This is a genomic window from Variovorax sp. 05T418, from assembly GCF_056396385.1.
The window spans coordinates 14,140-34,721 of record NZ_JBFTLJ010000011.1 but is presented as its reverse complement, the minus strand read 5'-3'; the positions used below and the strand labels follow the sequence as shown (position 1 = coordinate 34,721).

17 protein-coding genes are annotated in these 20,582 nt (G+C 69.8%); 9 read left to right on the top strand and 8 right to left on the bottom strand.

Annotated features, from left to right (window positions below; genetic code table 11):
• Nucleotides 1–36 precede the first annotated feature (36 nt).
• Nucleotides 37–1,014 (top strand): Bug family tripartite tricarboxylate transporter substrate binding protein, encoded by a 978-nt coding sequence (locus tag AC1DMS_RS21470; protein ID WP_478181786.1) that lies wholly within the window; start codon nt 37–39, stop codon nt 1,012–1,014.
• Nucleotides 1,007–2,086 carry an NAD/NADP octopine/nopaline dehydrogenase family protein gene (locus AC1DMS_RS21465; protein WP_478181785.1) on the top strand — a complete coding sequence of 360 codons (1,080 nt, stop codon included), beginning with the start codon at nt 1,007–1,009 and terminating at the stop codon, nt 2,084–2,086. Before AC1DMS_RS21470 ends, AC1DMS_RS21465 begins: the two co-directional genes overlap by 8 nt.
• On the opposite strand, the gene AC1DMS_RS21460 is transcribed toward AC1DMS_RS21465, so the two are convergent.
• Genes AC1DMS_RS21460 through AC1DMS_RS21450 form a run of 3 tightly spaced genes read right to left on the bottom strand, consistent with a single transcriptional unit; the run spans nt 2,081 to nt 4,714 of the window.
• Complete coding sequence (locus tag AC1DMS_RS21460; RefSeq protein ID WP_478181784.1) at nt 2,081–2,695, bottom strand: peroxidase-related enzyme; 615 nt, start codon at nt 2,693–2,695, stop codon at nt 2,081–2,083. The genes AC1DMS_RS21465 and AC1DMS_RS21460 overlap by 6 nt on opposite strands.
• Complete coding sequence (locus AC1DMS_RS21455; RefSeq protein ID WP_018903980.1) at nt 2,692–3,213, bottom strand: CMD domain-containing protein; 522 nt, start codon at nt 3,211–3,213, stop codon at nt 2,692–2,694. Before AC1DMS_RS21455 ends, AC1DMS_RS21460 begins: the two co-directional genes overlap by 4 nt.
• A gap of 25 nt (nt 3,214–3,238) precedes the next feature.
• Nucleotides 3,239–4,714 carry an FAD-dependent oxidoreductase gene (locus AC1DMS_RS21450; RefSeq protein WP_478181783.1) on the bottom strand — a complete coding sequence of 492 codons (1,476 nt, stop codon included), beginning with the start codon at nt 4,712–4,714 and terminating at the stop codon, nt 3,239–3,241.
• Nucleotides 4,715–4,855: 141 nt separating this feature from the next.
• On the opposite strand from AC1DMS_RS21450, the gene AC1DMS_RS21445 reads away from it, so the two are divergent.
• The 6 genes from AC1DMS_RS21445 (at nt 4,856) to AC1DMS_RS21420 (ending at nt 16,240) form a co-directional block, all read left to right on the top strand.
• Nucleotides 4,856–6,529: an alpha-amylase family glycosyl hydrolase gene (locus AC1DMS_RS21445; protein ID WP_478181782.1), complete on the top strand. Its 1,674-nt coding sequence runs from the start codon at nt 4,856–4,858 to the stop codon at nt 6,527–6,529.
• 8 nt (nt 6,530–6,537) lie between these two features.
• The gene (glgB, locus tag AC1DMS_RS21440) at nt 6,538–8,709 is read left to right on the top strand and encodes a 1,4-alpha-glucan branching protein GlgB (protein ID WP_478181781.1); all 2,172 of its coding nucleotides are present in this window, start codon (nt 6,538–6,540) and stop codon (nt 8,707–8,709) included.
• 4 nt (nt 8,710–8,713) lie between these two features.
• Nucleotides 8,714–10,795 (top strand): glycogen debranching protein GlgX, encoded by a 2,082-nt coding sequence (gene glgX / locus AC1DMS_RS21435; RefSeq protein ID WP_478181780.1) that lies wholly within the window; start codon nt 8,714–8,716, stop codon nt 10,793–10,795.
• A 94-nt stretch (nt 10,796–10,889) separates the two neighbouring features.
• Complete coding sequence (gene glgC, locus AC1DMS_RS21430) at nt 10,890–12,206, top strand: glucose-1-phosphate adenylyltransferase (protein WP_012745576.1); 1,317 nt, start codon at nt 10,890–10,892, stop codon at nt 12,204–12,206.
• Nucleotides 12,207–12,223: 17 nt separating this feature from the next.
• Nucleotides 12,224–13,711 (top strand): glycogen synthase GlgA, encoded by a 1,488-nt coding sequence (glgA, locus tag AC1DMS_RS21425; protein WP_478181779.1) that lies wholly within the window; start codon nt 12,224–12,226, stop codon nt 13,709–13,711.
• Between the two features lie 45 nt (nt 13,712–13,756).
• Nucleotides 13,757–16,240: a glycogen/starch/alpha-glucan phosphorylase gene (locus tag AC1DMS_RS21420; RefSeq protein WP_478181778.1), complete on the top strand. Its 2,484-nt coding sequence runs from the start codon at nt 13,757–13,759 to the stop codon at nt 16,238–16,240.
• A gap of 135 nt (nt 16,241–16,375) precedes the next feature.
• Here the strand turns inward: AC1DMS_RS21420 and AC1DMS_RS21415 are convergent, their stop codons facing one another.
• From AC1DMS_RS21415 to AC1DMS_RS21400, 4 genes are all read right to left on the bottom strand, one after another.
• Complete coding sequence (locus AC1DMS_RS21415) at nt 16,376–16,846, bottom strand: ExbD/TolR family protein (protein ID WP_478181777.1); 471 nt, start codon at nt 16,844–16,846, stop codon at nt 16,376–16,378.
• A gap of 20 nt (nt 16,847–16,866) precedes the next feature.
• On the bottom strand, nt 16,867–17,574 hold the full coding sequence (locus AC1DMS_RS21410; protein WP_478181776.1) for a MotA/TolQ/ExbB proton channel family protein: 708 nt from the start codon (nt 17,572–17,574) through the stop codon (nt 16,867–16,869).
• 7 nt (nt 17,575–17,581) lie between these two features.
• Nucleotides 17,582–18,382 carry a 4-hydroxy-tetrahydrodipicolinate reductase gene (gene dapB / locus AC1DMS_RS21405; RefSeq protein WP_259347626.1) on the bottom strand — a complete coding sequence of 267 codons (801 nt, stop codon included), beginning with the start codon at nt 18,380–18,382 and terminating at the stop codon, nt 17,582–17,584.
• A gap of 144 nt (nt 18,383–18,526) precedes the next feature.
• Nucleotides 18,527–19,087, bottom strand: a complete 561-nt coding sequence (locus AC1DMS_RS21400) for an outer membrane protein assembly factor BamE (RefSeq protein WP_012745570.1) — start codon at nt 19,085–19,087, stop codon at nt 18,527–18,529.
• A gap of 91 nt (nt 19,088–19,178) precedes the next feature.
• Here AC1DMS_RS21400 and fur point away from each other — a divergent pair, with 91 nt between their 5' ends.
• Nucleotides 19,179–19,598, top strand: coding sequence for a ferric iron uptake transcriptional regulator (gene fur, locus AC1DMS_RS21395; protein WP_012745569.1), 420 nt, complete (start codon nt 19,179–19,181; stop codon nt 19,596–19,598).
• Nucleotides 19,599–19,602: 4 nt separating this feature from the next.
• On the opposite strand, the gene hprK is transcribed toward fur, so the two are convergent.
• Nucleotides 19,603–20,562, bottom strand: a complete 960-nt coding sequence (gene hprK, locus AC1DMS_RS21390) for an HPr(Ser) kinase/phosphatase (protein WP_012745568.1) — start codon at nt 20,560–20,562, stop codon at nt 19,603–19,605.
• Between the last annotated feature and the right edge of the window lie 20 nt (nt 20,563–20,582).

Genomic DNA, 20,582 nt, shown 5'->3' with positions numbered 1-20,582 from the left:
ATGACTTCCTGCCACCTGACGCAGACGGAAAACGCCATGAAACTGCTCCTGAAACACCTCGCCCTGGGCCTCGCGGCCGCCGCCAGCCTGGCCGCGGTGCCGCTGCATGCGCAGCCGAACGGCGACAAGCCGCTGCGCATCGTCGTGCCCTTCGCGGCCGGCGGGGCGCAGGACGTGATCGCCCGCTACCTGGGCGCCAAGCTCTCGGACAAGCTCGGCGGCAGCGTGATCGTCGACAACAAGGCGGGCGCGGGGGGCATCGTGGCGGCCGATGCGGTGGCCAAGGCGACCGACGGCGCCACCGTGCTGCTGGCCACCGGCGGCGCCATCACCATCGCGCCCCACCTGCAGTCCAGGCTTCCCTATGACCCGGTGCACGACCTGGCGCCCGTGGCCCTGGTCGGCGACACGCCCATGACCGTGGCCGTGCGCACCGAAAGCCCCTACAAGACGCTGGCCGACCTGCTGCGCGACGCCAAGGCGAAGCCCGGGCAGCTGACCTACGCTTCCACCGGCAACGGCACCGTCTCGCACCTGACGGGCGCGCTGCTGGCGCAGGCGAGCGGCGTGGACCTGCTGCATGTGCCCTACCGCGGCGCGGCGCCGGCGCTGACCGACCTGCTGGGCGGCCAGGTGGCACTGATCGTGACCAGCGCCGCCTCCATCGAGCCGATGGTCGCGAGCGGCAAGGCCCGCGTGCTCGGCACCTTTTCGCGCGCGGCCCTGCCCAGCCTCGGCACGCCGCCGACGGTCGCGGAGGCGGCGGGCCTCGCGGGCATGGACGTGCCGGTGTGGGTGGGCGTGATGGCGCCCGCGCGCATGCCGGCGGCCAGCATCGAGAAGCTGTCGGCGGCGCTGGTCGAGGTGTGCAACCTGCCCGAGACCAAGCAGCGCTTCGCCCAGCTGGGCGCGGTGAACACCTGCGGCGGCGGCGCGGCGCTGGGCAAGGTGATTGCCGAAGACAGCCAGCGCTGGGCGAAGGTCATCAAGCAGGGCGGGATCAAAGTTGACTGAGCCTGCGGCAGGGCGCCTGCGCGTCGGCATCGCGGGCACCGGGGCGATCGCCCTGGCAAGCGCGGCGTGGCTGCGCCAGGCGGGCCACGCCGCGATGCTCTGGTCGCCGGGCGGCCAGGGTGCCGAGGCCCTGCGCACGCAGCCGCTCGAAGCCGCCGGCGTGCAGCCCTGCTGCGTGGCGGTCGAAGTGGCCGACGATGCGGCGCAGCTTTGCCGGGCGTCGGACGTGCTGCTGCTCGCGTTGCCGGTCAACGGGCACAAGCGCGTCATGGATGCGCTGCTGCCCTTCCTGCGCGACGGGCAGACCGTGATCGTCAGCTCGATGGCCTCGCTGTCGTCGCTCTATCTGCACGAAGGCGCACGGCGCGCGGGCAAGCGGGTGACGGTCGCGAGCTTCGGCACCACGGTGCTGACCGCGCGCCGCGAATCCGCCACGCAGGTCCGGGTGATGACGCGGCGGCAGGCGGTCGGTGTGTCGGCGCTGCCGCGCACGGAAATAGAGAGCGCCATCGAACTGTGCGCCGCGCTGTTCGGCGGCGGCTTCTTCGCGCAGGAGAACACGCTCGCCAGCGCGCTCGCGAACGTCAACCCGCAGTCGCACGGCCCGCTGGCCGTCTTCAACTGGACGCGCATCGAGCATGCCGAGAACTGGCCGCAGTACCACTGCATGACGCCCGGCGTGGCCCGCGCGATCGAGGCGCTGGACCGGGAGCGGCGCGCCGTGGCCCAGGCCTTCGGCATCGCGCTCGGTCCCATCGAGGAGCATTTCGCGCGCTCCTTCGGCACGGAATCGTCGCGGCTCGAGGACATCGCGGCCGAGCTGCATGCCAAGCGCGGCGGGCCGCCCGGCCCCGTGCGCACCGACACGCGCTACCTGAGCGAGGACATGCCCTACGGCCTGGCCTTCGTGGAAGCGCTCGGCGCCATCGCCGGCGTGGCGACACCCGCGACGCGCACCATCGTGGACGCCGCCTCGCTGGTCAGCGGCATCGACTTCCGGCAGCAGAACGACCTGCTGGCGCCGCTGAATCTGGGCACTGAAACCGTGGCCGGCCTGCTCGCCCGCCTATGACGCTGCCGTTACCGGCGGAAAGACCGGCTCGCCCAGGTTGAGCATCAGCCGGTTGGCCCAGGCGAAGAGCGCCACGGAATGAACCAGGTCGAGGATCTCGAGCTCGGTGAGCCCCACCGCCTTGAGCGTTCGCACATCGTCGGCCGACACCTTGCCGGGCTCGGCGCCGAGCCGGATCGAGAATTCGACGATGGCCTTCTCGCGCGGCGTGGTGCCCGCGGAAGCCGGCTCCTCGAACACCTGCGTGATCACGTCGCTGCGCTTGGCCAGTTGCTCGAAGCGCTGCGCATGCACCGAGGCGCAGTACACGCAGCCATTGACGCGCGACTCCACCGTGGCGCCCAGCTCGCGCTCCGCGCGCGGCATGCCGCCCGGTGCGAACATGATCGCGTTGAAGGCGATGGAGCGCTGCAGCAGCATCTCGGGCTGGTGCGCGAGCAGCAGGAAGTACGGCGAGGTGCGGGCCTGCGGGCTCATCTCGTCGAGCGCGGCCAGCTGGGCCGGCGTGGCCGAGGCAACGTCGACCGGGTCGAGCCAGGGCTTCCAGCTCAGCACCTCGTTGGTGAAGCCCTTGATGCGGATCGGCGTGTTCGTATTGCTCGTGCTCATGCTGCAACCTCCGCGGCGGCCAGCGCCTGCAGCCCTGCGACCACGCGGACCTGGTAGGAGAGAAAGGCGATCAGCTGGCCCAGCGCGACGATGGCGGGCGTCGAGAGCCCGGCGTCGGCCAGCGACTGCACCGCGGCCTTGTCGCCCTCGATGGGTCGCTCGATCAGGCTCGCGGTGAATGCCAGCACCGTGCGCAGCCGCGCATCGGCCACCGGGGCGCCGCTGCCCACGGCCGCGATCAGCTCGCGGTCCACGCCCTCGGCCAGCAATTGCTCGCGGTAGTGCGCGGCGAGCGTCGCGGCCTTCGACACGCTGCATGCATGCAGCGCGACCAGCAGGCGCTCGGCCACCGACAGGCCTTCGACCGATGGCGAGAACATCGCGTCGTAGCTGCCCTGCGTGGCCGCCACGACCTTGTCGCGCTGCTGGCGCAGCAGGCGGGTGGCGTGGCCGGGCACCAGCGGCACCGTGGCGTCGATCACGTCGATGGCAAGTGGAGATTCGGAAAGAGTGGTCATGCGTTTCGATGAAGAAGTCTGGAGTTCAGCCGCGTTCGGACGGCGGCGGCGCGGGCACCCATTCGTCGCCGAACAGTTCGGGCTCGCTGTAGGCCTCGAGGTTGGCGAAGTGCTGCTCGAAGTCCTCGCGGTAGAACAGGCTGGCCATGCCGCTCGCAAGCCGCCTGGCGCCATCGCTGATTGCGGGAATGTCGCCCGACACCGTGCCGTGCGACAAGGCCGCGGGATAGCAGAAGCAATGGATGCGGTCCAGGCCTGGGCACTGGCCCGCTGCGCGCTCGCGGAATTCGAACACCGGCCCGAGATCGGGAGAATCGGCCAGCTCCTGGTCTTCGTCGCCGGGCGCGGGCACGAAACGGTCCTTCCAGGTGCGCACATGCGATGCAATGGTGTCGAACTCGGGGCGGCAGCGCCAGTCGATCTTGAAACCGGTCGAAACAACGAGGAAGTCGAACACGAAGTCGCCCCGGGGCGTGGCCACGCGCATTGCCGCGCCCTGCGGCTCGACCGCAAGCACCGGGCAGCCGAAATTGAAGAACGCATTCGGGTGGCGCGACACGCGCAGCGTGCTGCCATGCGGCGGCGGCACGTTGGCGACGTTGATGTAGTGGCGGATGCGCCACTTGAACGCGTCGGGCAGGTCGTAGTGGCCCTGCGTCAGGCCCGGCACGCCGGCGCCCTTGCCCTTGTTGACGCGCGGCAGGTCGGGCCGGCGGATCAGGAGCTCGACGCTGTGCGCGCCGGCCTCCAGCGCGGTGGCCGCGCTGTCCATGGCCGACGAGCCCGCGCCGACCACGCCCACGCGCAGCCCGGCGAGCTTGCCGTAGTCCATCTCGTCGGACGAATGGGCCCATTGCGAGCGCGGCAGCGCGTTGACGAACGCCGGAACCGCGGGGCCGCCAAGCCCGTCGCGCCCCGTGGCCAGCACCACGCGGCGCGCCAGCACCTGCTGCGCACCGGCCGGCGTGCGCAGCGCGAGCCGCACCATCGCACCATCGGCGAGCGGCTGGATGCCGGTGACGGCCATGTCGTTGCGCACATCGATGTTCATCACGCGGCGGTACCAGCGCAGGTAGTCCATCCACTGCAGGCGCGGGATCTTGTCCATCGCAGCCCAGGCCTCGCTGCCGAACTGGGCCTCGAACCAGGCGCGGAAGGTCAGCGCGGGCAGCCCGAGCGCGGGGCCGGTCAGTTCCTTGGGCGAGCGCAGGGTTTCCATGCGCGCCGTGGTGGCCCACGGCCCTTCGCTGCCCGCGGGCGCGCGGTCGAACACCACCGCGCGGATGCCCTGCTGGGCCAGTGCGGCCGCAGCCGCGAGCCCGGCCTGGCCGGCGCCGATGATGGCCACGTCCAGCACGGGCTCGCCGCCGTGCGTGCGAGCCGGCATCCACGCGCGCGCGGGCCAGCCGAGGCATTCGAGATCCCGGGCGAGCCGCTGCTCGAGCGCGGCAAGGCCTTGCGGGTGGGGGGATGGGGCGGGGGAAGCGGCGTCGGTGGTCATCTTGCAAAACGAAACGGGAAGCGGGTTCGCATGGAACCCCACCCAGTGTAGAAAGCTTTTCAGGCGGGACCGGGACAGGCCCATGCACGGACCGGGCCCGGATCTCGCATGCCACAATGATTTTCAGACCACAGGGACAGCATGCGCAGCAACAACAGCAGCAATGGCGAATGGTGGCGCGGCGCGGTGATCTACCAGATCTACCCGCGCAGCTTCATGGACAGCAACGGCGACGGCATCGGCGACCTGCCCGGCATCACCTCGCGGCTCGATCATGTGGCGAGCCTGGGGGTCGATGCGATCTGGGTGTCGCCCTTCTTCCGCTCGCCGATGAAGGACTTCGGCTACGACGTGGCCGACTACCGCGCGGTCGATCCGATCTTCGGCACGCTGGCCGATTTCGACGAGATGCTGGCGCGCGCCCATGCGCTGGGCCTGAAGATCATCATCGACCAGGTGCTTTCGCACACCTCCGACCAGCACGCCTGGTTCGCCGAAAGCCGCGCGAGCCGCGACAACCCCAAGGCCGACTGGTACGTGTGGGCCGACCCGCGGCCCGACGGCACGCCGCCCAACAACTGGCTCTCGGTCTTCGGCGGGCCGGCCTGGCAGTGGGATTCGCGCCGCCGCCAGTACTACCTGCACAGCTTCCTCCAGGAGCAGCCCGACCTGAACTTCCATTGCGCCGAGGTGCAGCAAGCGCTGCTGGGCGAAGTGCGCTTCTGGTGCGAGCGCGGCGTGGACGGCTTCCGCTTCGATGCCTGCAACCACCAGTTCCACGATGCGCTGCTGCGCGACAACCCGCCGGCCAGCGCCGCCTCGCTGGACGAGGTGAGCACGGTGCGGGCCGACAACCCCTATGCCATGCAGCAGCACCTCTACGACAAGAGCCAGATGGAGAACCTGCGCTTCCTCGAAAGCCTGCGCGGGCTGCTCGACGACTACGGCGCGGTCGCGCTCGGCGAGGTCGGCGACGAGAACGCGCCGCCCGTCATGGCGCAGTACACCGAACTGGGCAAGCGCCTGCACCTGGCCTACAGCTTCAGCCTGCTGACGGCCGAGCACAGCGCCCGGCACCTGCGCCACCAGGTCGAGACGCTCGACCAGGCGCTCGCGCCGACCGGCGGCTGGGGCTGCTGGGCCGTCTCCAACCACGACGTGCCGCGCGTGGCCACGCGCTGGAGCGGCGGCGGCCCGGAAGACACGCGGCGCGACCGGCTCTGGCTCGCGCTGCTGCTCGCGCTGCGCGGCAGCGCCAGCATCTACCAGGGCGAGGAGCTCGGCCTGCCCGAGGCCGAGGTGCCGTTCGAGCTGCTGCAGGACCCCTACGGCCGCGCCTTCTGGCCCGAATTCAAGGGCCGCGACGGCTGCCGCACGCCCATGCCCTGGAAGGCCGACGAGCTGCACGCCGGCTTCACCACCGGCGGGCCCTGGCTGCCGGTCTACGGCCGCCACCTGCCGCTGGCCGTCGACCGCCAGTCCACCGATCCCGACTCGATGCTCGCATTCAGCCGCGCGCTGCTGCGCTGGCGCCGCACCCAGCCGCTGCTGCGCACCGGCAGCATCGCCTTCATCGATGCACCGGAGCCGGTGCTGTGTTTCGAACGGCGCGAAGGGAACCAATCGCTGCAGGCCGTCTTCAACCTGGGAGGCGAGTCGGTGTCCATCGCGCTGCGCGAGGCGCTCGAGCCGCTCGCGGGGCATCCGCTGGCATCGTCGTCGTCCCTGCAGGCCGGCGCTGAAAGGCGCATGCTGAGGCTGGCGCCCTACGGCGTGTTTTTCGGCCGCCCCGCCGGCGAAGAAGAACCGATGTGAAGAACAACATGCCTTCCCTGCTGCTGCCCGAACGCGAAGTGCACGCGCTGATGCGCGCCGAGCACGGCGATCCGTTCGCGGTGCTCGGTCCGCACGAGACGCGCGACGGCCTGCTGGTACGCGCGCTGCTGCCGGGCGCGCAGAGCGTGGCCGTGGTGCATACGCGCACGGGCTGGCCGCTGGCGCTGCTGTCGCGGCAGGAAGGCTCCGATCTTTTTGCGGGACTGGTGCCCGCGGCGGAGGCGCTGCTGGGTTATTCGTTCCAGGTCGACTGGGGCACGCACAGTTCGCGGCTCGAAGACCCGTACCGCTTCGCGTTCGTGCTGGGCGCCACCGACGTATGGCTGCTGGCCGAAGGCACGCACCTGCGGCCCTGGGAGCGGCTGGGCGCGCACCTGTGCGAGATGGATGGCGTCAAGGGCGTGGCCTTTGCGGTCTGGGCGCCCAACGCACGGCGCGTCTCGGTGGTCGGCGACTTCAACAACTGGGACGGCCGGCGCCACATGATGCGGCTGCGCCGCGAATGCGGCGTGTGGGAAATCTTCGCGCCGCAGGTGGGCACGGGCGACGGCTACGAATTCGAGATCCTCTCGGCCCAGGGCGAGGTGCTGCGCAAGGCCGATCCCTTCGCCTTTTCCTCGCGCCTGCGGCCCGAGACCGCCTGCGTGGTCGCGCCACTGCCCGCGCCGGTGGCGATGCCGCCCGGACGCGCCGCCGCCAACGGCCGCCATGCGCCAGTGAGCATCTACGAGGTGCACCTGGGCTCCTGGCGCCGCAAGAACGGCCACGAATGGCTGGACTACCGCGAGCTGGCCGACACGCTGGTGCCGTACGCGCGCGACATGGGCTTCACGCACATCGAGCTGCTGCCGGTCAGCGAGCATCCGTTCGACGGCTCCTGGGGCTACCAGCCGATCGGCCTGTATGCGCCCACCTCGCGCTTCGGCACGCCCGGCGACTTCCGCCATTTCGTCGGAGCCGCGCATGCCGCGGGCCTGGGCGTGATCCTCGACTGGGTGCCCGCGCACTTTCCCACCGACGCGCACGGCCTGGGCCGCTTCGACGGCACCGCGCTCTATGAATACGCCGACCCGCGCGAAGGCTTCCACAACGACTGGAAGACCTTCATCTTCAACTACGGCCGCACCGAGGTGCGCAACTACCTGGTCGGCAATGCGCTGTACTGGCTCGAGCGCTACGGCGTGGACGGGCTGCGCGTCGACGCCGTGGCCTCCATGCTCTACCGCGACTACAGCCGCCAGCCCGGCGAATGGGTGCCCAACATCCACGGCGGGCGCGAGAATCTCGAGGCCATCGACTTCCTGCGGCGCATGAACCAGGTGGTGGGCGTCGAGCGCCCGGGCGCCATCACGCTGGCCGAGGAGTCCACGAGCTTTCCGGGCGTGACGCGGCCGCCCGAGGACGGCGGCCTGGGCTTCCACTACAAATGGAACATGGGCTGGATGAACGACACGCTCGCCTATGCGGGCATCGACCCGGTCCACCGCAAGCACCACCACCAGAAGATCACCTTCGGCCTGATGTATGCGCACAGCGAGAACTTCGTGCTGCCGCTCTCGCACGACGAGGTGGTGCACGGCAAGGGCTCGATGTTCGGGCGCATGCCCGGCGACGAGTGGCAGAAGTTCGCGGGGCTGCGCAATCTTTATGGCTACCTCTGGGCCTATCCGGGCAAGAAGCTGCTGTTCATGGGCAATGAATTCGCCCAGGTGGCGGAATGGAACGCCGACCGCAGCCTCGACTGGCACCTGCTCGAGCAGGCGCCGCACCAGGGCATGCGGCGGCTGGTGCGCGACCTCAACAACGTGTACCGGCACTTCCCCGCGCTGCACGAGCTCGACACCGAAAGGGCCGGCTTCGAGTGGCTGGTGCATGACGACCGGGAGCAGTCGGTCTTCGCCTTCGTGCGCCGGGCCCAGGGCGGCTCCTTCGTGGTGGCGGTGTGCAACTTCACGCCGCTGCCGCGCCACGGCTACCGGCTCGGCATGCCGGCAGCGGGCGCCTACCGCGAGGCCATCAACACCGACGGCGCCGTGTACGGCGGCAGCGGTGTCGGCAACGGCGTGGTCGACAGCGAACCGGTGCCCTGGCACGGCCGGGCCGATTCGATTCTCATCAGCGTGCCGCCCCTGGCCACCGTGATGTGGGTGCTGGCCTGAAGCGATGCTGAGCCCGGGCTCCCCCTTCCCCCTTGGCGCGACGCTCTCGCCGACCGGCGTGAACTTCGCGCTCGCGGCGCCCAGCGCCGAAGCCGTCGAGCTCTGCCTTTTCGACGGCACGGGCCAGCACGAGCAGCAGCGCATCCGGCTGCCGGCCTTCACCGACGGCGTCTGGCACGGGCTGCTGCCGAGCGGTCGCGCCGGGCTGGTCTACGGCTTTCGCGTGCACGGCCCGTGGGCGCCGCACGAGGGAAAGCGTTTCAATCCCGCGAAGCTGCTGCTCGATCCGTATGCGCGCGAGATCATCGGCAAATACGACGGCAGCGACCTGTTCCTCGGACACGATCCCGCGAATCCGCACCAGCGCAACACACGCGACAACGGCGCCGTGGCGCTCAAGGCGCGCGTGGCGGCCGCCGCCGAGGCTTCGGCCGCACCGGGCCACGCCCGCATCCCGGCCGGCGAGCGCGTGCTCTACGAACTGCATGTGCGCGGACAGACCCGGCTGCACCCGGGCGTGCCCGCGGCCTTGCGCGGCACCTATGCGGGCCTGGCCGAGCCCGTGGTGCTCGACCACCTGCAGGCCCTGGGCGTCACCACGCTGAGCCTGATGCCGGTGCAGCACCGCGCCGACGAACAGCGGCTGCTCGCCATGGGCCTCAGCAACTACTGGGGCTACAACCCCATCGGCTGGTTCGCGCCCGAGGCGCGCTACTGGAGCGGCCGCGCCGGCACCACGCCGGCCAGCGAATTCCGCGCCCTGACCGACGCGGTGCATGCGCGCGGCATGGAGCTGGTGATCGACGTGGTCTACAACCACAGCGCCGAGAGCGACGAGCTCGGTCCCACGCTGTCGATGCGCGGCATCGACAACGCGCTCTACTACCACCTGCGCGCCGATGACCGCGCGCTCTACACCAACTGGGCCGGCACCGGCAACTGCCTCAACCTGGCCGAGCCGCGCGTGCTGCAGCTCGTGATGGACAGCCTGCGCCACTGGACCTGCGCGCTCGGTGTCGACGGCTTCCGCTTCGACCTCGCGCCCGTGCTGGGGCGCGGCGCCGATGGCCATTTCGACCCGCGCGCGCCCTTCTTCGCGGCCATCGCGCAAGACCCGGTGCTCTCGCGCACGCTGCTGATCGCGGAGCCCTGGGACATCGGGCCGGGCGGCTACCGCCTGGGCGAATTCCCGCCGGGCTGGCTCGAATGGAACGACCGCTACCGCGATACGCAGCGCGGCTTCTGGCTGCGGCAGGGGCGCGAGGGCGCCGCCGGCCTCGGGGACTTCGCGCACCGCTTCACCGCCTCGAGCGCGCAGTTCGCCCACCATGGCCGCGCGCCCACCGCGAGCGTCAACTTCATCACCGCGCACGACGGCTTCACGCTGCGCGACCTGCTCTGCTACGAAGAGCGGCACAACCTCGCCAACGGCGAGAACAACCGCGACGGCCATGCGCACAACCTGAGCAACAACTGCGGCGTCGAGGGCTCGAGCGACGACCCGGCCGTGCAGGCCGAGCGCGGCCGCCTGCAGCGCGCGCTGCTCGCCGCGCTGCTGCTGTCGCAGGGCACGCCGATGCTGCTGGCCGGCGACGAGCTCGGCCACAGCCAGCAAGGCAACAACAACGCCTACTGCCAGGACAATGAAACCACCTGGCTCGCCTGGATCGGCGCCCACGATCCCGCCAGCGAAGCAGCGCGGCTGAGCGCCTTCGTCGCCCGGCTCGTTGCCCTGCGCCGCGAAGCCCCCGTGCTGCGCAGCACGCGCTGGTGGCCGGCCGAGCCGGCAGAGGGCGCGCGGGGCATCCGCTGGCTGCGGCCCGACGGCCAGCCGATGCGCGAGGCCGACTGGCACGGCGGCACGGCGCTTGCAATCCTTTTCGAAGCGGCGGCCGCGGATGCGGGCGACTGGCTGGTGCTGGTGAATGCGGGGCCGGCGGCCGTGCCGTTCAGGCTGCCGGCGGGTTCGTGGCAGTGGCGGCTCGCAACCGACGATCCGGCGCCCGAGGCCGGCGCCGCGCAGCCACAGCCGCATGCCGGCACGGTGGAGGTACCGCGTTCGAGCCTCCGGATTGCAAGAACGTAGCAGCCAGCCGCGCCGCACGGTGCTAGGCTGGCTGCAGAAGCGCTGAAGACGAAGAAGACAAGACGACAAACCGCCAAACGAACGGAGACACAGGATGGACAACCACAGCATCAGCAGCAACAGCACGCCGCAGGCCCCCCTGCAGGCGCATCAACTGGTCCGCCGCACCATCGCGCTGGTGCTGGCCGGCGGCCGGGGCTCGCGCCTCAAGCAGCTGACCGACCGGCGCGCCAAGCCGGCGGTGTACTTCGGCGGCAAGTTCCGCATCATCGACTTCGCGCTGTCGAACTGCCTGAACTCGGGCATCCGGCGCATGGCGGTGGTCACGCAGTACAAGTCGCATTCGCTGATGCGCCACCTGCAGCGCGGCTGGAGCTTCCTGCGCGCCGAGCTCAACGAGATGGTCGACGTGCTGCCCGCGCAGCAGCGCACGGGCGACGAGCACTGGTACCGCGGCACGGCCGACGCGGTGTACCAGAACCTGGACATCATCCAGACCCGCTCCACCAAGCACGACTACGTGGTGGTGCTGGCCGGCGACCATATCTACAAAATGGACTACTCGATCATGGTCAAGGACCATGCCGAGCGCGGCCTGGGCTGCACGGTCGGCTGCATCGAGGTGCCGCGCATGGAGGCCACCGCCTTCGGCGTGATGGCCATCGACGACGGCCGCCAGATCACGGCCTTCCTCGAAAAGCCGGCCGACCCGCCCGCCATGCCGGGCCATCCCGACGTGGCGCTGGCCAGCATGGGCATCTACGTGTTCGATTCCGAGTACCTCTACCAGCTGCTCGAGGAAGACGCCGCCAACCCCGATTCGAGCCACGATTTCGGCAAGGACATCATCCCGCGCGCCGTGGCGCAGGGCCGCGCGCTGGCGCATCCGTTCGGCATGTCCTGCGTCACGCGCGCCTCGCGCGGGCCCGACGCCAAGGCCTACTGGCGCGACGTGGGCACGATTGATGCATTCTGGGCAGCCAACCTCGACCTGGCCTCCATCACGCCCGAACTCGACATCTATGACACAGACTGGCCCATCTGGACCTACCAGCGGCAGCTGCCGCCGGCCAAGTTCGTGCTCGACCGCGAGGGCAAGCACGGCATGACGGTCAACACCATCGTCTCGGGCGGCTGCATCGTCTCGGGCTCCAAGGTCAGCAGCTCGGTGCTGTTCTCGGGCGTGCGCATCCATTCGTTCTGCGACATCAACGAGGCCGTGCTGCTGCCCGACGTCGAGGTGGGCCGCGGCGCCCGGCTCAACCGCGTGGTGGTCGACCGCGGCTGCGTCATTCCGGACGAGATGGTGATCGGCGAAGACGCCGACGCCGATGCCGCGCGCTTCGAGCGCACCGACAACGGCGTGGTGCTGGTCACCCGCGAAATGCTCAAGCGCCTGCTGGCTGCCTGAGGCCGCACCCTTCCCCGATGCGAATCCTCCAGGTCAGCGCCGAACTCTTCCCCCTGCTCAAGACCGGTGGCCTCGCCGACGTGGCCGGCGCGCTGCCACTCGCGCTCATGGCCGCCGGACAGGACGCGCGCGTGCTGCTGCCCGGCTTCCCGGCCATCCTGGCCGGCGTGCGCGAGCTGGCGCCCGTGGCCGAATTCACGGCGCCCTGGGGTCCGGAACGCTTCAGCCTGCGCGCGGGCCGCATCGCGATCGACGGCGCGGCGACGCCGATCACCGCCTACGTGATCGACGCGCCGGCGCTCTACGACCGGCCCGGCAACCCGTATGAAGACGCCACGCGCCAGCCCTACGGCGACAACCACCGGCGCTTCGCGCTGCTGGGCTGGGCCGCGGCGCAGCTGGCGCAAGGGCTCGATCCCGCCTGGCAGCCCGAGGTCGTGCATGCGCACGACTGGCATGCGGGGCTGGCGCCGGCCTACCTGCACTTCGCGCGCGAGGCCGGCGCCACCCGCACTGGCAGCGTGTTCACGGTGCACAACCTGGCCTACCAGGGCATCTCGGCACCATGGAACTTTGCCGATCTCGGCCTGCCCGCGCCGGCGTTCCACATGAACGGGCTCGAATACCACGGGCAGGTGTCGTTCATGAAGGGCGGCCTCTACTTTGCCGACCGCCTGACCACCGTGAGCCCGACCTACGCCCGCGAGATCCAGACGCCCGAGCAGGGCTTCGGCCTGGACGGCCTGCTGCGCCTGCGCGGCGGCGTGCTCACGGGCATCCTCAACGCGGTCGACGACGAGGTCTGGAATCCGGCCACCGACAGCGCGCTGGTGCAGGGCTACCACACGCCCGAAGGCCGCCACATGGCGGGCAAGGCGCGCTGCAAGGCCGTGCTGCAGCACCAGCTCGGCCTGGCCGAGCGCCCCGATGCGCCGCTCTTCATCCTGGTGAGCCGGCTCACCGAGCAGAAGGGCCTGCACCTCGTGCTTGGCGGCCTCGACACCCTGCTGGCCGAAGGCGGGCAGCTCGCGCTGCTCGGCAGCGGCGAGGCCGGGCTCGAGCAAGCCTTCCGCGAGCGCGCGGCGGCCGCGCCGCGCGCGGTCAGCGTCACCATCGGCTACAACGAAACGCTCGCGCACCAGCTCTTCGGCGGCGGCGACGTGACGCTGGTGCCGTCGCTCTTCGAGCCCTGCGGCCTCACGCAGATGTACGGCCTCAAGTACGGCAGCCTGCCGCTGGTGCGCCGCGTCGGCGGCCTGGCCGACACGGTGGTCGACTGCACGCTCGAAGACATGGCCAGCGGCCATGCCACCGGCTTCGTCTTCGACCGCTTCGACGCCGCCGACTACGATCGCGCATTGCGGCGCGCCTTCGCGCTCTACCAGCGTGCGCCCGACTGGCGCCGCGTGCGCGGCAATGCCATGCGGCGCCCGGCCGACTGGGCCAGCGCCGCCGGCCAGTACATCGAGGTCTACCGGCAGGCGCTCGAGTCCGCCGGCACCTGAACCAAGCGCCACGGCGCACCACCCCACCACTCTTCACCGAAGCCCATGACCCTCAAAGACTTCGCCTACGACCATCCCGACCGCGACGTGGCCGCGTTCAAGCGCGCCGTCGCCAACAAGCTGATCTATGCGGTCGGCAAGGACCCCGTCGCAGCCAGCCAGGACGACTGGCTGCACGCCACCGCGCTGGCCGTGCGCGACCAGCTGGTCGAGCGCTGGATGGCGACCACGCGCGCCAACTATGCGCAGGACCTCAAGCGCGTCTACTACCTCTCGATGGAGTTCCTGATCGGGCGCACCTTCACCAATGCGCTGCTGGCGGTCGACCTCTACGACACGGTGCGCGAAGCGCTGGCCGACTTCGGCGTCGACATGGCGGCACTGGCCGAGCGCGAGCCCGACGCGGCGCTGGGCAACGGCGGCCTCGGCCGGCTCGCGGCCTGCTTTCTCGATTCGATGGCCACGCTCGGCGTGCCGGGTATGGGCTACGGCATCCGCTACGAATACGGCATGTTCCGCCAGCGCATCGTCGACGGCCAGCAGGTCGAGACGCCCGACTACTGGCTCACGCGCGGCAACCCCTGGGAGTTCCAGCGGCCCGAGGTGAACTACCGCGTGCGCTTCGGCGGCCGCGTGCAGAAGCGCGAGGGCACCAACGCGCCCTACGGCGCGGCCGACTGGGTCGACACGCACGACGTGCTGGCCGTGGCCTACGACACCATCATCCCGGGCTACGGCACGCAGGCCACCAACACGCTGCGCCTGTGGTCGGCGCGCGCCACCGAGGAGATCGATCTCTCGGCCTTCAACCGCGGCAACTACATGGCGGCGGTGGAGAGCAAGAACCACTCCGAGAACGTCTCGCGCGTGCTCTACCCCGACGACTCCACGCCCTCGGGCCGCGAGCTGCGGCTGCACCAGGAATATTTCTTCTGCAGCGCGAGCGTGCAGGACCTGCTGCGGCGCTACCTGCGCAACCACAAGAGCTTCGACCAGCTGGCCGACAAGGTCAGCATCCACCTGAACGACACGCACCCGGTGCTCGCGGTGCCCGAGCTCATGCGCCTCCTGCTCGACGAGCACGGCCTGGCATGGGACGCGGCCTGGGCCCACACGCAGAAGGTGTTCAGCTACACCAACCACACGCTGATGCACGAGGCGCTGGAGACCTGGCCGGTCGAGATGCTCGGGCGCATCCTGCCGCGGCACCTGCAGATCATCTACGACATGAACGCGAAGTTCCTCGCCGCCGTGACGCAGAAGGCCGGCAACGACGTCGAGCTGCTGCGCCGGCTCTCGCTGGTGGACGAAGCGGGCGAGCGCCGCGTGCGCATGGCCTACGTGGCGGTGCTCGCGAGCCATTCGATCAACGGCGTGTCGGGCCTGCATTCGGAGCTCATGAAGCAATCGATCTTCGCGGACTTCGCGAAGATCTTCCCCGAGCGCTTCAACAACAAGACCAACGGCGTCACGCCGCGGCGCTGGCTCGCGCAGGCCAACCCGCCGCTCGCGAGCCTGCTCGACCAGCGCCTGGGCAAGGGCTGGCGGCGCGACCTCTCGCAGCTCGAGGCGCTGCGGCCGATGGCGGCCCAGCCGCCCTTCGCACGGGCCTTCCGCCATGCCAAGCGCGAGAACAAGCTGCGCCTGGCCAACTGGGTCGAGCAGCACATGGGCCTGGTGCTCGACACCGACGCGATGTTCGACGTGCAGGTCAAGCGCATCCACGAATACAAGCGGCAGCTGCTCAACGTGCTGCACGTGGTCACGCGCTACCACCGCATCCTCGATGCGCAGGCCGCGGGCGCGCCGGTCGACATCGTGCCGCGCGTGGTGGTGTTCGCGGGCAAGGCGGCCTCGGCCTACCAGATGGCCAAGCTCGTGATCCGGCTGATCAACGACGTGGCCCACACCATCAACAACGACAGCCGTGTCGGCAAGCTGCTGAAGGTGGTGTTCCTGCCCAACTACAGCGTGAGCCTGGCCGAGGTGATCATGCCCGCGGCCGATTTGTCGGAGCAGATCTCCACCGCGGGCACCGAGGCCTCGGGCACCGGCAACATGAAGTTCGCGCTCAACGGCGCGCTCACCATCGGCACGCTCGACGGCGCCAACGTGGAGATGCGCGACAACGTGGGCGCGGAGAACATCTTCATCTTCGGCAACACCACGCCAGAGGTGGCCGACATCCGCGCCCACGGCTACCAGCCGCGCGACATCTACGAAGAGAACGCCGAGCTCAAGCGCGTGCTCGATGCGATCCGCGACGGCGCCTTCTCGGCCGGCGAGCCCTCGCGCTACCAGGGCATCTACGACGCACTCGTGAACTGGGGCGACCACTACCTGCTGCTGGCCGACTACGCGAGCTACGTCGCGAAGCAGGCCGAGGTCGATGCGCTCTACCGCGACCCGGACGCCTGGACGCACATGGCCATCCTCAACGTGGCGGGCATGGGCGCGTTCTCGTCCGACCGCACGATTGCGCAGTACGCGCACGAGATCTGGCACACCAAGCCCGTGGTGCTGGCCTGAGCCTTCGACTTTCTCCCTCCCCTGCCGGGGGAGGGCCGGGGTGGGGGCACGTCGGCCTCGATGCCTTCGCGTCATCGGATGCGGGGCCAGCCCCCATCCCAGCCTTCCCCCGGAAGGGGAAGGAGCAAGACAGGATCAGCGCGGCGTTTCGGGCGCCGCCTTGGCCTCGGTCACGAAGCCGATGCGGTTCAGGCCCGCCTTGTTCGCAATGCCCATCAGCGCCACCAGCTTGCCGTAGGGCACCGTCTGGTCGGCGCGCAGCTGCACCTCGGTGTCCTTGCTGTCGGCGGCGGCCTTCTGCAGCCGGGCGGCCAGTTCCTCGTCGGTCACGGCCTGGTCGTTGAAGAAGGTCTTGCCCGCGGCATCGACCGACACGCTCACGAACTTGGGCGTGTCGTTGGGCTGGCCGGCATCGGTCTGCGGCAGGTCGAGCTTGATCGAGCTCGCCATCAGCGGCGCGGTGATGATGAAGATCACCAGCAGCACCAGCATCACGTCGACCAGCGGCGTGACGTTGATGTCGGACAGCGGCCGCTGGCCGCCCGCCCCGGTCGCGCGCCCGCCGCCGGCGGCACTGCTGCCCAGGGAGGTGCGACCGAAGACCATGGCTCGTGCGCTCCGTTCGGCTAGGCCGACACCGGCATGGGCCGCGCGGGCGGCGGCGCGGCCGGTGGCGGCGGGCTGCCGAAGCTCCCGAGCAGGTCGTGCGCAAAGCCCTCGAGCTCGGCTTCGATGCGGCCGATGACGCGGCCGAACACGTTGTAGGCCAGCACGGCCGGAATGGCCACGGCCAGGCCGAAGGCCGTCATCACCAGCGCCTCGCCCACCGGGCCGGCCACCTTGTCGATGGTGAAGCCGCCGGTCTGGCCCGCAATGCCCGACAGCGCGCCGTAGATGCCCCACACCGTGCCGAGCAGGCCCACGAAGGGCGCCGTGGCGCCGACGGTGGCCAGCAGGATCTGGCCGGACTGCAGGCGCCGCAGCGCACCATGCAGTGCGCCGCGCAGCGCCCGCGTGAGCCGCTGGTTGCGGTCGCCGGTGGTGGCGCCGAGCGTGGCGTCGCCTGCATCCGTCGCTGCCGCATTCCTGATGGCGCTCACGGCCGGCCCCACCAGCATGGCGCGGTCGAAGGCCTGCAGGCGCTGCTGCGCATCGGCGAGCGTGGCCGACTGCCAGAATGCCGCAATGCTGCGCAGCACGTCGCGCGTGCCGCCGCGCAGCAGCCAGGCTTTCCACAGAATCACCACCCAGCTGGCGATCGACATCGCAAGCAGCAGCGCCGCCACCGCGCGGCTCACGCCGTCGCCCTGGGTCAGCAGTTCGAGGACGCTCATCGTTCTTTCAGCGCAAGCCCAGCACGTCGAACATGTCGAACAGGCCCGCCTTCTGGCCGGCCAGGAAGCGCACGGCGCGCAGCGCGCCCTGCGCGTAGGTGACGCGGCTCGCGGACTTGTGGGTGATCTCGATGCGCTCGCCGGTGCCCGCGAACAGCACGGTGTGGTCGCCCACGATGTCGCCGCCGCGGATCGCGGAGAAGCCGATGGTGGACGGGTCGCGCTCGCCGGTGATGCCTTCGCGCGCGTACACGGCGCAGTCCTTCAGGTCGCGGCCCAGCGCGCCGGCGATCACTTCGCCCATCTTGAGCGCGGTGCCCGAGGGCGCATCGACCTTGTGGCGGTGGTGCGCCTCGATGATCTCGATGTCGTAGCCCGTCGAAAGCGCCTTGGCCGCCATTTCGAGCAGCTTGAAGGTGACGTTGACGCCCACGCTCATGTTGGGCGAAACCATGATCGCGATGTCCTTGGCGATCTCGGCGATCTCGGCCTTCTGCGCATCGCTGAAGCCGGTGGTGCCGATCACGGCCTGCACGCCGAGCTCACGGCAGGCTGCCAGGTGCGCGAGCGTGCCTTCGGGGCGGGTGAAGTCGATGAGCACCTGCGCGTCCTTGAGGCCGGTGCGCAGGTCGGCCACGATCGGCACGCCGCTCGTGAAGCCGAGGAACGCAGCCGCATCGGCGCCGATGGCGTTGCTGCCCGCCATGTCGAGCGCGCCGGCCAGCCGGCAATCGGGCGCCTCGCGCACCGCCTCGACCAGCATGCGGCCCATGCGGCCCGAGGCGCCCGCAATCGCGATGCGCCGCAGCGGCGGCGTGGAAGACCCGGAAAGGGACGAAGAAGTGGAAATGGATTCAGTCACGCGGATTCAGCCTTCGAAATTGGCATGGAAACCGGCACGCCCGCCCGACCCGGCGGGTGCGCCCGCCCTCGCCCTGGGTTTGGCGCGTGCTCAGCGCGCGGCTTCGAGCGGGGGGTATGCGGCGGGAAGCGGGGGCAGGCTGGTGGCCGTGGCGGTGGCATCGGCCTTCTTGCCGTCGTCCTTGGGGGCGAATTTCTTGAGCTCTTCTTCCGACGCCTCGAGCGGCGGCACCTTGCCGCTCTTCTTGCGGGTGTCCAGCGTGGCGACGAATTCTTCCTCGCTGGGCATCGGGTCGCCCTCGAAGCGGTCGAGCAGTTCGCCGTTGAAGAAGACAGTCAGGCGGCGTTCCTGGGGATCGACGCCCTGGCGCCTGATCGTGAAGACGTAGTCCCAGCGGTCCTTGTGGAAGACGTCGGTCAGAAGCGAGGTGCCGAGGATTTCGCGCACCTGCTGGCGCGACATGCCGGGCTTGAGCGCCTCGACCTGTTCCTTCGACACGAAATTGCCCTGGACCACTTCGACCTTGTAGGGCGTGATGGCCGTCAGCGCACCACGCGTGCGATCGCTGAAGCCGCTGCAGGCACCGAGGCAGAAGGTCGCGGCGACGGCCGCGGCCAGCAGCCAGGGACGGCGTTGGAGAATGGCAGGCATGGGAGGAAAAAGGGGGGTAGCGATATGATCGGCCATTGTAGCGGCTGGCCCTTTTTGGGGCCTGTCTGCAGCCCAGGGCGCAGGAACCATCATGGCCAATATCGACGAACTCAAGAACACCGGCCTCAAGGCCACTCTGCCACGCCTGAAGATCCTCGAGATCTTCCAGACCGGCAGCCAGCGCCACATGACGGCCGAGGATGTTTTCCGCGTGCTCCTGAACGAGCACTCCGACATCGGCCTGGCCACCGTCTACCGCGTGCTGACGCAGTTCGAGCAGGCCGGCATCCTCGAGCGCAGCCATTTCGAAAGCGGCAAGGCGGTCTACGAGCTGAACGAAGGCACGCACCACGACCACCTGATCTGCACCTCGTGCGGCAAGGTCGAGGAGTTCTACGACGCCGAAATCGAGCGCCGCCAGCAGATGATCTCCAAGGACAAGGGCTGGATCCTGCAGGACCACGCGATGTCGCTCTACGGCCTGTGCGGCGACTGCGTAAACAAAAGATAGCCGGTCAGTCCCCGTCGCGCCCGCTTTCCATCGCCTTGTGGTGGCGCGCCACGAAATCGGCATAGGTGTCGATGCCGCGCAGCTGCAGGATCGAGTTGCGCACGGCGGCTTCGACCAGCACGGCGATGTTGCGCCCGGCCACCACCTGGATGATGACCTTGCGCACCGGAATGCCCAGCACATCCTGCGTGAGCGGCGCCGAGGGCATGCGCTCGTAGTCGCGCTCGAAGCTGTCGCGCCGCACCAGGTGCACGATGAGCTTGAGCCGCATCTTCCGCCGCACCGCCGTCTCGCCGAAGATCGCGCGGATGTCCAGAAGGCCGATGCCGCGCACCTCCAGCAGGTTGAGCAGCAGGTCGGGGCAGCGGCCCTCGATGGTGTTCTGGTTGATGCGGAACAGGTCGACCGCGTCGTCGGCCACCAGGCCGTTGCCGCGCGAGATCAGCTCCAGCCCGAGCTCGCTCTTTCCGAGCCCCGATTCGCCGGTGATCATGACCCCCATGCCCAGGATGTCCATGAACACCCCGTGCATCGAGGTGCGTTCCGCGAAATGCTTGGACAGGTAGGCCCGCAGCAGGTCGATCACGAAGGCCGACGACTCGCGCGTGGCGAACAGCGGCAGCTGGGCGCGCTCGCAAATCGATAGCAGCTCGTCCGGCGCGGCCTGGCCGTCGGCCAGCACCAGCATGGGTGGCTCCAGCGTGACGATGCGGGCGATGCGCCGGGCGCAGTCTTCCTGGCTGCCGCGCGTCAGGTAGGCCACTTCGCGCGCGCCCAGGATCTGCACGCGGTACGGATGGATGTAATTGAGGTAACCGACCAGATCGGCCGCCGACTGGGCCCGGCTGATGACTTCAGGGTCGAACTGGCGCTCTGACGCCCCAAGCCCGGCGAGCCATTCCCAGCGGAGCGACCCGCGGAATTCCTCGAACATGGCGTCGGCACTGATGACGGTCGGCTTCATGCGTAGGGAAATGGCGCTGC